We start from the raw sequence: 14,524 nt of genomic DNA, 5'->3' as shown, positions 1-14,524 counted from the left end.
TGAAGTATTAGTAGGTGATACTAATAACGCGCAATTGCTTTTTTCTCTCAATGGAGCGTCTGCTCCGCAGCATGTCATGGAGATTAATAAAGAAGAAGGCGCGCCTGACCGCCAATTTGTTTCAGTTAATTTACCAAACGTCGATCAAAATACGACGCTTTTAGTGAGCATGAATAGCGGTTTAATTCAGACGTCTACGTTATTGAATATTATTAACGATGATGATGTTTCTGAGGACGTTACGGTATCACTAACACCTAACGATACTATATTGACAGGGACCTATTTGCTCGTGGATAGCGAAATTCCACCATCAATGGATGACTTTTCACCATCTTCCGTCATCGATATATTTGACTCTGAATTTACAACGGCTACAGAGGTTACTTCTGTCTCTATTGGGCAAAAGATTAATAAACTGATCAGTAGTGCTGGAACGACAACCAATGTAGTCACAAATTTAATAGATAAATCAGGAAACCTTAAGATTCAGCAGTCAATGGTACAAAAACAGGCTTATTTTACATCGGATAATTCTCTGAATTATTTTGCTGCTGAAAAAAATGAACGTATTGATTTTGCAATAACGGCTAACCCGTTTGCCTTAGATCACGCCTTAATTATGGGAATTAATCAATCGGGTGGTGGTTATCGCATCGTAAGAAACGAGGAAAATATATTTAATAGTGATGATGGTGAAATTCAGTATTTGGCATTTACCGGAACGGGTATTGTTGCTGAAATTGAAGTTAATGGTGATAAAGCAGTTTATTTCTATAAAATGGAAAAAAGCGGTGATTTTTCTACTCCTATAATGACTTCCATATATGGTAATGTAATGGCGGCATCTGGGAATAGTATTTGGCTTAGCTACGGGCGCTTTATTTCTGTATTACAGGTGGCAGGGTCTGGATTTACTAATGTAGCGGGTAAATCACTCAATGAAAAAATTCTTGATTCGCAAATAAATGGCGATTATTTATTAGTGTTAACCGAGTCAGGTATTTATCAATACCAAATTAATATCTCTCATATCCCTAGTGTCAAAGAAAATCTGTTTACTTCTATCCCGAATCAAAACGGTTTTATTGTTAGTAATTCCCATGTGTTATCTTGGGGTGTTGATGGCTTATCCAGTTTTGCTCTTCTCAATAATGGTAGTCTTGCAAATATCAGCAACAATATTCCAATCAATGGCGATGTAACGGATGTTGCAGTGGATGGCGATATTTTTTGGTTCGAAGTTCAGTCGAATAACCAGAAACAGTGGCAAGCCTATCAATCAAACATCACAGATCAGAAAGAATTATTATTGGTCGGTGTTTTTCCTGAAACGGTACCGACGAAAAGGGTCTTTGCTGCTGGGCGAGGATATACTGTTAAAAGAGTAGGCCATGTAGACACGGTTAACTATCAAACCATTGATTCTTCAAATAACTTAGCGGTAGAGCCTCAGTTATCTTTAGAGTATTCATTCTCTTCGTCGGGAATTCAAGTGAGTGTTGACTTGAGCCATACAGGTATTGGCCAATCAATGGTGAGCTTTACAGGCAGTCATGATGCCCATCTTCCAGCGATACCGCTCGTTACATCGGGTGATGTTCATCTAGATAAGGCTTGGTTAATTCCTTATGCAGCATTAAAAGATGCAAATACGATTAACGTTGATGTGGCAACACACTTTGGAATCTATCGTGAGTCATTACCTGTTCCTGTAAATAATCATGTCGACATTCAAAATATTAGCCCCTCAGACCAAGCATTAATAAGTCGTGGAGCAGTCATACCACTTGTCACTCAATATACTATAGGATCACGAATAGAACAGCAGGCGTTAAGAGCGCATGTAGATGAATCTGAAGTACTTGAATCTATAGCCGCAACTAACAATTCGGCTTATCAATGGTTGGATTTAGACAGCGAGTCAGGTAGTGCGGTATTTGATTATTACGTCAATGATGAAAAGCAACAGACATTGGAATTTGTATTAACGCCTAATGTCAATGATATTGGAACGGTCAATATACTATCCCCAAGTAATAATCAGACCTATCAGGAAGATGAGCTATTACATATCGATTATCGCTCGGCAACAGAATCAACAGCGATCTTCAAGTTTTCCCAAGTTCGCCTTTATACTATCAACGGGAAATTGTTAACCAATATCATTACAAAAGAGCCGTCTGGTGAGTTAGATCTACGGTTGCCAAGTGTCGATAGCATCGAAGATTTTTCTATTCAAATAAGAAGTTACTACGGCGATAACTATTACTATGCAGAAACACAATCAGCGTTCAAAGTAACCCCAAAATTAGCAACGCCAACGATTGAACTGACAAATATAAGCTCTCAAATATTTGCTAATAGCCAAGCATCCTATTCATTAATGACCGAATATGATGCGAGTTATAATAGTAGTATAGAAGTATTTACTGATGCTGGTGAATTGCTTGCGTCCAATACTCGCTCGGTCTCTTTCATTGTTCCAAACACAATAAAATACATAACAATCATCGCAACGGTCACTGATGGATATGGTAACGAGAACTCAACCACTCAAAAAATAGCCGTTATTGAGAGAATGACATTTAGCGAAGAGCCGTCTGATATAACATTCGACCTTATGTTAAGTGGTGTTGATAATGCATGGTTTACGAAGGGCAGTGATTTGCTCAATCAATCAGGTGATTTAGTGCTTAGATTGAATACTCAAATTACGGCACTGATACACTTCAATGATAAATTATTACTCGCACTGGCTGATAAACGACTCGTTATTGTCGACCCTGAAAATCAATTTTCTATTGTTGGCACTTACCAAAATACCGCTGTTATTACGGAACTATCATTGCTCAACAATTACCTTCTAGCCATTAGTGCTGATAAAGCGTTTGGATTCTCCGTGCAAGGTAATGAAATAAAAACAATAAATGCAGCTCTTCCTTATATGGGGAGTAATGATCAATTTATAAAAGTCGGTATCAATGACAAAGGTTTCGTCCTTTTATCTAACCGTGCACTGACTCACATTACGCCAGATCTTAGTAAAATAATAAGCCAAAAAATAGTAGAAAACCCAGTATCAATAGTTAATCACTTGGGTGTCAATTATATTTCTACTGAAAACGGTAAACTTTATGTGCAAGATGTTCGTTCTAATCTTCGACTTATCAATTTTGGTCATGTGATAAATCAATTTATTATTTATGGGCGTTATATTATTGGTATATCCGCTGATGAAAACGCACTGCATTTTATTGATACGACTAATCCATTATCACCTCAAAAAGTGGCTACATATCAACTTACAGCGGATATTGTTAGTCATGCGACGTTGCACAAAGGCAGTGTTTATTTAAATAATCGTATCGTCCAACTAGAACCTATTGATTATAAACCTATTAAGGTATATCACAGTGAAAATGCTCATGGCTTTGCGTCAAATGTTGATATTCATAACGGAGTTGTCGTTGCTGCTGAAGAAGCATTTGGTGCAAAAATATTAGAATACCAAGGCGGTTTATGGTCGCAAACGGCATATCCCACTCAGGCATACAGTATTGCTAGCCATTCAGTGGCATTGGACGATAGCGCATTATATTTCTCTCAAAAAGCAAAGGGGTTAGTGACTGCAATTGAAAGAGAATACGACTTTTCTCAAAGCCTTAGCGATAAGGTCGTCTTTAAAGATTACAAAATAGATGCGTTATCGGTAACATCGAATTACTTGGTCGGTGTATCGGCACATAATATTTATTGGTTAGATAAAGAGAGTACAAGCACTAAAGGCACTATTAGTTTGCCGTTCGGTGAAAATATTGTGAGCTTAACGTCTTTAGACAATACGATATTTGTTTCTACCAGTAACAGGCGTCTTTATAAGCTAGATATCAATCCTCTTTCTAATAAAGGAAACCTTGAGCTGATAATAGATAATGCAGTAGGTGTGATAAACCACTTAAGCAGCTCCGGGGATAGTTTATTCTTTACCATTGAGACGTCAATACACCGATTAAATTTAAATGATTTTAGTGAGAGTCACTTTGTCAGCGATAGCTTGAATATCAATGGCTTAGTGTATGTCAATAATTTGCTATGGCTAGCGGATCAAAATGATTTAGGTGCCCGCTTACGGGCGTTAGACCCAAACACTGGGTCTCTTATTGAAGGTTCAGAATTTGCTATTGACCAAACCATCGAGTCTATCGCTGCGAGTAATGATGGCATGATTGTTATTGCTAAAGGAGCCGCAGGGCTAGAAATTATCGATGTAAGTTTAGGGTTTAATTCGATGGTTCCTGCATTGAAAAATCCGAAGCAACATCAAATTTATCAACAGGGCGAATCCATTGAATTTTCTTTGTTGAATACACGCAATGTTAATGCTGTCAGTTACTTTATTAATGATAAACGGGTTGCAGAAATAAACTCAGCGCCCTTTTCTGCAACAGTGGCGGTTCCAGCTAATCTGCCCAATGGCCAATTATTTGAATTAACGGCAAAAATTCAAACCTTGAATGGTGATGTGATAACAACAACGCAACCCCGTCAAGCACTGTTGCAAGGTCAAGGGCTTCCCATTAATGGGTTTACTGTTTCACTGACATCCCCTGATAGCGACCAAATAACCTATCTTCCTGCATCGGTCGATATAACAGCCGCTGTTTATAATAGTTCACAAGCAATTTCTCAGGTTGAATACTATGAGAGCGAGAACGAACTGGGCCCATTTACATTAATTGGAAAAAGTTATGGGCCAGACTATAAGCTTAGTAAAAGCTATAGTGAAAATAGTCACAATACTTACATTAAAGCAAAAGCGATTGATGTGTATGGTAATACGACAGAGTCTTCAACCGTACGGTTATTTAAAGAGCAAGATAACGAACTTCCTCAGGCCACACCTTTTACCGTTGATGTACCATTATTACAGGGCAATCAGATAATTACTGGCAATACATTTAGTATCCGTACCACGGTTGACGACAGAAAAAGTGGTATCGCTTCGGCCATACTTAAACGCAATGGTGACTTGGTTGCAGCACGTTTCGATAGCGGTGTCTTAGTTTATACGGAAGCAGCTCCGAGGTTAGGTGATAGCTTTTACTATGAGCTTACCATTATAGATAATGCAGGTAACGTCTTTTTGATGGATAAACTCTATCAGACAGTAGAAGATACTCCGCCAACGATTAATGAACTTAAAATCCTAGATACTCAAGTTTATGAATATGGACAATTCAGAGTCGCTATAAACGTATCCGATACTTCTTTACTTTCCGCAGCAGAACTTGAATGGAATGGTGCTATTACCCCTATTGTAATTGATAGCAAACACACCCCTAACACAATAGCTCATTACCTTTCTCGCACAATAACTTTACGAGATAATCGTGCCAGCCGTATTACCGGTGATAGTATTACCGAAGCATTGACCTTACGTGTTACAGACGATGCAGGGCAAACCATAGAACAAACAATTGATGTACAAGTAGTTAAGGATCAAATACCCGATATATCCGTTATTAACCTAGAATACTCAGAAAGTGGTTTCTACGGAGACCCAGTAGCCATTAGCTTGAGTCAGCTCAGCAATGCGAATGATGGGGCAGACACTTACCAAGTAAGTATTATCGAGACGATAAATAACACTGAAAGAATCATTTCAACGAAGACTCAACCTTCAACTGCAGCGAACGCCTATTTTCTTATATCGTTGCCCGATAACATGATAGAAAATGATATTTATCGCTTCAAAATTCGTTTAACTGATCACTTAGGGCAAATATCAGAGTCGGATGATTACACAATACGTTTAACCAATAAGCCAAATGACATACGCTTTACAGCACAGGACAGCGAAGAAGGTTATAACCCGTTAGTTATTACCTCAGACGATGTACCTAGCTATCAGGTCAAAGTGGTTGATGATCACAACCGGCCTATCAATAATCAGAGAATCGCTTGGTCTTTAGTTAATAAATCTAACAATAGTTATACTTCTTCTATAGGCTTTAGTACTTCTGGTGATGATGGTTTAGCGGTTATTCAACTTGATGATAAATACTCTACCGGGCCTTACGTGGTTGAAGCAAAGCTAAGCGCGAACCCCAATATTTCTGCAAGCCAAGAAATAACGATTAAGACTGGAGAAACTAGCGAGTTTAGAGTCAACTTTATTCAAGGTGTGCAAGCGGGTGAAGTATTCTCCTTGATGGTAGAAAGTTATGATAAAGCGGGTAATCCAACGATTGCTGATTCTATATCAACGGTTCAATTAACATTACCTATCGGGTTCCATTTTGGTTTTGTGAATAACACTGAAATTATTACGCTGAACAACGGAAGAGAAATGGCGATAGCAACAATGACAAATGGGGCTTTCATCATACCTATTGCGTCACATAGTGTTGCTGGTGAATATGATATTGCCGTAGAGCCGTTAAATAGTTTTGATACCCATATTACTTACCCAAATTCGTATAACAGCTCAGTATGGTTACCGGTAAATACCGTGCCGGTTAAAGTCTATGCTCACGACCCCGTTAAAATATCTCTTCATATTATAGAGCAAGAAAATAAGCCATTTGGTGATCCAAATAACGTAGAAATTGATGAGCGAGTCACGATTGCTGTGCGCTTACTCGATATCTATGACAACCCCGTTAACGAATTAAATCCTTGGAACAGTAATGTAGAAAGTATGAACCTAATTGCTCATTTTTCATCTGATAGCAATCATACTTATATAGATAAAAACCCATTAACACTCACGCAAGGTTATGGGCAATTAGTCTTGTCTAACAGTACTGCTGAGGATATCGTTTTATCGATAAATAACGTTTATGGTGGTAATGGTGTGAGTGATGCACCTGAAACGATAGCTATTTTCGATACACTTAATCTCACGATTGAACAATATCTCCCCGCGATTATCAGCCAAAAAGTATTGCCTGTTATTAACACAGACATAACACCCATAGAGTTTATCTACAATGAGCATGTCATTAATGGTGAGCCCTTAAATGCTCCTCTTGCGATAACACACGATAACCAAATTATTGATGGAACTTTCAGCAAAGAGTTTGTAGATAATACAACACGTATTGTATTTACTCCGAATGCCCCTCTGCTTTTGAATAGCTGTTATCTCGTTGCAACCACTCATTCACCACTAAAAAGAGAAAGTGACGATAGTAAAGTTCTAGAACAGCAACTAACGGTATGTGCTCCTCAATCAATGTTCACAGTGCCTGAGAATGATTATGTGCTTGAAGGTACACAGTATGTTGTTGATTTATTACTGGCAGATACTATTAGCAATCGCTTAACAGGCAGGTTATCGCTCAGTCGCATCGAACAGTTAGAACCCTTATCGCTAATTGATACAAACAACACATTAATTTCAGGGCTAAAAAATACCCTGTCTATACCTATCCATACGGATTTAAATATAGATGATGGACAACTGATCGCTATTCAAGTCGACGAGTTGTATAGCGGCACACAATCTTTGACAACAGGCAATCGTTTACATCTTCGCGTTCTACAAGTGCAAGGGGATTTTGATAATGACGGAATACCTAACCATATCGAATTCACTCTTGATGGATACGACCCTACCGATGCTGATAGCGATAATAATGGTGTTAATGATGGCGATGAAGATATTGACAGTGATGGTTTAAGTAATAGTGAAGAAGTATCTACGGGTACTAAACTTGATCATCAGGATAGTGATTTAGATGGCCTCACCGATTATGACGAGCTTAATCAGTATCTCACCAATCCAGCCATTGCCGACACTGATAACGATGGTTTGAACGATGGCGATGAAATCATTAATGGCAGTAACCCATTAGTAGAGAATATTGATGTTGATAATGATGGGCTGACAATTACCGAAGAAGAACTCTACGGGACTCATCCTGGTAAAGCCGATACCGACGGCGATACCTTGTCTGATAAAACAGAAGTTGATGGTAAAACTGACCCATTACGAGTGGATACCGACAATGATGGCTTACCCGATAATATAGATACTATTAACGATTGGCTCTATTTTTATAATGGAAGCGCATCAGCTGTAAGTTATGGTTACCGTGTTGCGCAACTGGGCGATGTGGACGGTGACGGTGTAGCAGATATCTTAATCGGCGACGAAAAAGATAATAGCCACGGAGAAAATGCAGGCAGAGTCGATGTCATATCAGTGGCTAAGAAAAGAGTTTTATATTCATTATATGGCAATCAAGGTGAAGGTTTTGGTGCTGCCATGCATCATATTAATGATGTCAACAATGACGGAGTTATTGATTTTATTGTGGGAGCAAATAATAGCGATCAAGTGCTTGTTGTCTCTGGTATCGATGGTGAAGTAATAAGATCGCTTGCTTTTGATAAAATGATGGGTAGTGCGATTAGTGCGGTCGACGATATCAACGACGACGGTATTAATGATGTAATTGTTGGCGCGTACCAATCAGATGAAGCCTTAGTGATTTCTGTTGGGGATGGTGAATTAATTTACACTCTACAAGGAATCGCGGCCAGCCAATACGGTAAATCCGTTGGCGATATAGAGGATATAGATGGCGATGGTGTTAGCGACTTACTGATTGGCGCCCCGTTGTCAGATCACGTCCACACCGACGCTGGAAGTGTATTTATCGTATCAGGTGCTTCAGGAGAAGTTATCTCTAGCCTACATGGACAGGTAGCGAATGCTCAATTCGGTGCATCACTTGCGTCACTGCCAACCACTAATAGCGAAAAGAAAATTATCGTTGGCGCACCGTATGACATGGACAATTTTGCTCGCCCTGTAGGCAGCGCCACCATTTTTTCTGCCACAAATGGAACCCGTATTAATCAAGTCTTTGGGCATGAAAGTAATGGTCAATTTGGCGCAACGGTTGAAAATGCTGGCGATATCAATGCAGATGGAGTGAATGACTTTATTGTCGGTTCACCGTTAAGTTCTCATCGTGGCGTGCGGCATTCTGGATCGGTTTCCGTATTCTCTGGTAGCGACGCTCACATTATTTATCAACTATATGGTTATCAAGAAAATGCATACCTAGGTATTTCCGTTGCAGGAGTAGGGGATATTGATAATGATGGCTATAACGATATTCTTGTCGGTGCTTATGGAGATAACAGCGCAAAAATTGTTTCAAGTTATGCTGATTGGGATCAGGATGGTGTAGGTACATTTGTCGATCCTTATCCGGTTATTTATATGGATGTATCAACTGATTACGATAACGATGGATTGTTAGACTTTGCTGAAATGCAAATACATTTCACCGACCCCCTAAATAGTGACTCCGATGGAGACAATATTAATGATAACGATGAAATCAATAGTTATAACACTAGTCCATTGCTTAGTGATTCTGATACTGATGGGCTGAGTGATTTTGATGAAGTATATGTGTACAACACAAGTCCAACGAATAGTGATTCCGACACAGATAACCTTAGCGATTATGAAGAGGTGACGATCTATTTCACCAACCCCGAACTTGCCGATTCAGATGCTGACGGTGTACCAGACTATGTAGAAATACATTCAGAATCTAATCCTGCTAATCCAAATGAGGCAAAGGTTAACCCTCAATATATTTCTATTTTAACGGTTAACCCTCAAGAAATTGAGCACACGTTAGGTGAGGGCAGTGGTGAGTTACAACTTGAGACTCAAGCGACGATCATCATTAATGAGGGTAATAGCCAACTCGTCACGATTAAGGATTTAACGGAGAATATTTTACATTTCCAGTCAAGCAAGGAGACAGTCGCACGAATTGATGCCAACGGATTGGTCAGTTTTATTGGCGAAGGCGAGTCGGTATTAACCATTTCTGTCGCAGGAAATAATCTTCTTTCAAAAGATGTTAATGTCAATGTTAAGCCGTTGCCATCTAATGATGCCGCAACGATAGTAAGTGCGAAATTTGTTGATGAAAATCAACCCCAGATAGAAATTATCTTCGATAAGCGTTTATATCACGATAAATTATTGGGCCAAGAACCGCTCGTTGTCACGAAAGATGAATTCATAGCCATTGATAATATGGGTAATGTGGAGTGGCAGTTAAACAATACACCAGTGCCTGGCGAGATAACATTTGCCGTAGTTGATGATCAAACACGACTACTATTTACTCCTCAGCACATGGTTCTTGGGGCTACTTACATTATTAGCACCAACGATTCTGGTTTAAGAGATATCGCGTTCAATAATCCTATAATCCCTGAAACTAAAGTTATTGATGCGCCACTTAGCTTTGTTGCTATCGAAAAACCTTATGCTCTCATAGGTAGTAATGCCGAACACAGATTAGTTGTGGCAACCGCGAGAGAAAATACTTTTGAGTCGGTCACAAATGGTAATACCAGTAATATCAACACTGGCTTAAACGGTACTCTGAAAGTGAATCAAGTGGTTAACGCATTAACTCAAGAGCGAGTCACCTTATCGACTCAAGAATTGATCCATGCGCCGTTGGTTGCGAAAATATCTGACGACTATCAAGTATCTGGTTTATTTTATGAAGACACCTTATCAATACCTGTCACGGCGGTAGATAAAGGTAAAAACATTCATATAACGATAAATCCACTGACCTTAAGCCTTGATCCTTATATTCAAGAAACCCTCACGCTCGAAGAAATCATTTTACAAGTTGTTGAACCTGCAGACGACAGCGACAACGATGGTCTTAGCAATGCAATAGAAGATGAACTCAATACCAACCTCTTCCATCAAGATACCGACGCAGATGGATTGACCGATTACGATGAAATAATGTTGCACTCCACCGAGCCAACAGAGAAAGACACCGACCTTGATGGTATCGCCGATGGCGAGGAAGTCACCACTGGCGTGGATAGTTATATCACCAACCCACTGCAGCAAGATACCGACGGTGACCATTTAGATGATGGATTTGAAATTTATCTCAACCTTGACCCGACAGACCCAATGGCCATTATAAAAGGCAGTGAAGATGGCGAGAGACTTAACTCCAATAGTGAAAGTCATCACCTAATGGGGCTGGAAGGTGATGACCAACTATATGGATATTCTGGCAACGATATTCTGACCGGCGGCACAGGCAACGATAGGCTTGAGGGTGGCAGTGGTGACGATATTTATTATTACAGCCTCGGTGATGGTTACGACAGAATTTATAACGTGAATGGTAGTGGAGAAAATAATGATCGCTTAATTTTTAGAAGCGGCCTTAGTAAAACGGATATTACATATCGTCGTTCAAGTTATGACCTTGTATTAACCATCATACCCACACAAGAAACCATCACGATTTATCATTGGTTTTCTATCGAGGGATATGACTTATCATCCATCGAATTTGAAGACGGCGGCGAAATTGATCTTATCCAAATGGCTGACGACATTCTTCACCTTGTGGGCACGGATGAAAATGACACATTACAAACCTACGATTTTGACAGCACCTTATATGGCTTAGGCGGAAATGATAATTTAACCTCAGATGTGGGTAACGATTTATTGGATGGTGGCGAAGGTAATGATCGGCTGATTGCTGGTGCGGGCAACGATAGGCTTATAGGTGGTAAAGGTGATGATCATCTTTCTGCTGGCTCAGGTGATGATATTCTCACGGGAGGAGAAGGCAATGACCAACTGTATGGATCTTCTGGTAACGACATTCTGACCGGCGGCACAGGCAACGATAGGCTTGAGGGTGGCAGTGGTGACGATATTTATTATTACAGCCTCGGTGATGGTTACGACAGAATTTATAACGTGAATGGTAGTGGAGAAAATAATGATCGCTTAATTTTTAGAAGCGGCCTTAGTAAAACGGATATTACATATCGTCGTTCAAGTTATGACCTTGTATTAACCATCATACCCACACAAGAAACCATCACGATTTATCATTGGTTTTCTATCGAGGGATATGACTTATCATCCATCGAATTTGAAGACGGCGGCGAAATTGATCTTATCCAAATGGCTGACGACATTCTTCACCTTGTGGGCACGGATGAAAATGACACATTACAAACCTACGATTTTGATAGCACCTTATATGGCTTAGGCGGAAATGATAATTTAACCTCAGATGTGGGTAACGATTTATTGGATGGTGGCGAAGGTAATGATCGGCTGATTGCTGGTGCGGGCAACGATAGGCTTATAGGTGGTAAAGGTGATGATCATCTTTCTGCTGGCTCAGGTGATGATATTCTCACGGGAGGAGAAGGCAATGACCAACTGTATGGATCTTCTGGTAACGACATTCTGACCGGCGGCACAGGCAACGATAGGCTTGAGGGTGGCAGTGGTGACGATATTTATTATTACAGCCTCGGTGATGGTTACGACAGAATTTATAACGTGAATGGTAGTGGAGAAAATAATGATCGCTTAATTTTTAGAAGCGGCCTTAGTAAAACGGATATTACATATCGTCGTTCAAGTTATGACCTTGTATTAACCATCATACCCACACAAGAAACCATCACGATTTATCATTGGTTTTCTATCGAGGGATATGACTTATCATCCATCGAATTTGAAGACGGCGGCGAAATTGATCTTATCCAAATGGCTGACGACATTCTTCACCTTGTGGGCACGGATGAAAATGACACATTACAAACCTACGATTTTGATAGCACCTTATATGGCTTAGGCGGAAATGATAATTTAACCTCAGATGTGGGTAACGATTTATTGGATGGTGGCGAAGGTAATGATCGGCTGATTGCTGGTGCGGGCAACGATAGGCTTATAGGTGGTAAAGGTGATGATCATCTTTCTGCTGGCTCAGGTGATGATATTCTCACGGGAGGAGAAGGCAATGACCAACTGTATGGATCTTCTGGTAACGACATTCTGACCGGCGGCACAGGCAACGATAGGCTTGAGGGTGGCAGTGGTGACGATATTTATTATTACAGCCTCGGTGATGGTTACGACAGAATTTATAACGTGAATGGTAGTGGAGAAAATAATGATCGCTTAATTTTTAGAAGCGGCCTTAGTAAAACGGATATTACATATCGTCGTTCAAGTTATGACCTTGTATTAACCATCATACCCACACAAGAAACCATCACGATTTATCATTGGTTTTCTATCGAGGGATATGACTTATCATCCATCGAATTTGAAGACGGCGGCGAAATTGATCTTATCCAAATGGCTTACGATATTCTTCACCTTGTGGGCACGGATGAAAATGACACATTACAAACCTACGATTTTGACAGCACCTTATACGGCTTAGGAGGAAGTGATCATTTAACCTCAGGAGTAGGTAATGACTTACTGGATGGTGGCGAAGGTAATGATCGACTGAGAGCTGGTGCGGGCAACGATAGGCTTATAGGTGGTAAAGGTGGTGATGACCTTTATGGCGACGCAGGTGATGATATTCTCACGGGAGGAGAGGGTGATGACGACCTATATGGATCTTCTGGTAATGACATTCTGACAGGAGGAATAGGCAACGATAGACTCCATGGTGGCAGTGGCGATGATATTTACTATTACAGTTTAGGTGATGGTAGTGACGAGATTAGTAATGCTAACGGTAGTGGCGAGAATAATGATCGTTTTATTTTTAGAGCGGGTATCAGCATAGAAGATATTAGCTATCAACGAGTATCCGATAAATTGATACTGACAATTATACCTACCGGTGCCACCATTACGTTTAATCACTGGTTTAGTACTATCTATCACGGTTACTCACTAAAATCGATTGAGTTTGAAGATGGTGGAGAGCTCGATCTTGTTCAAATGGCTTACGATATTCTTCACCTTGTGGGCACGGATGAAAATGACACATTACAAACCTATGATTTTGACAGCACCTTATATGGCTTAGGAGGAAGTGATCATTTAACCTCAGGAGCGGGTAACGATTTACTGGATGGTGGTGAAGGTAATGATCGACTGAGAGCTGGTGCGGGCAACGATAGGCTTATAGGTGGTAAAGGTGGTGATGACCTTTATGGCGACGCAGGTGATGATATTCTCACGGGAGGAGAGGGTGATGACGACCTATATGGATCCTCTGGTAATGACATTCTGACAGGAGGAATAGGCAACGATAGCCTCAATGGTGGCAGTGGTGATGATATTTACTATTACAGTCTCGGTGATGGTAGTGACGAGATTAGTAATGCTAACGGCAGTGGCGAGAATAATGATCGTTTTATTTTTAGAACGGGTATTAGTGTAGAAGATATTAGCTATCAACGATTGTCCGATAAATTGATACTGACAATTATACCTACCGGTGTCACCATTACGTTTAATCACTGGTTTAGTACTATTTATCGCGGTTACTCACTAAAATCGATTGAGTTTGAAGACGGCGGTGAACTGGATTTATCGATAGATGATAGTTTATCGGTAAATGATCTCTTTGAAAAATCAATGCCCATTTTTTATGATAATAAGCATCTTTATACACCTATCACCGCTGATCTCGCACAGCATACTCTATCTTAA

General features: G+C 40.0%; 1 protein-coding gene (running past one end of the window). It reads left to right on the top strand.

Annotation, left to right across the window (positions count from 1 at the left end; genetic code table 11):
* Positions 1–14,524 carry the end of an Ig-like domain-containing protein gene (locus ACZ5O6_RS09770; protein WP_464283508.1) on the top strand. The gene continues 24,557 nt to the left of window position 1, outside the view, so the window shows 14,524 of its 39,081 coding nt (coding positions 24,558–39,081); the start codon falls outside the window, past its left edge; the stop codon is at positions 14,522–14,524.

The organism is Eionea flava, from assembly GCF_055393785.1.
The sequence above is the reverse complement of the archived record's forward strand: the minus strand, read 5'-3'. Positions and strand labels throughout refer to the sequence as shown.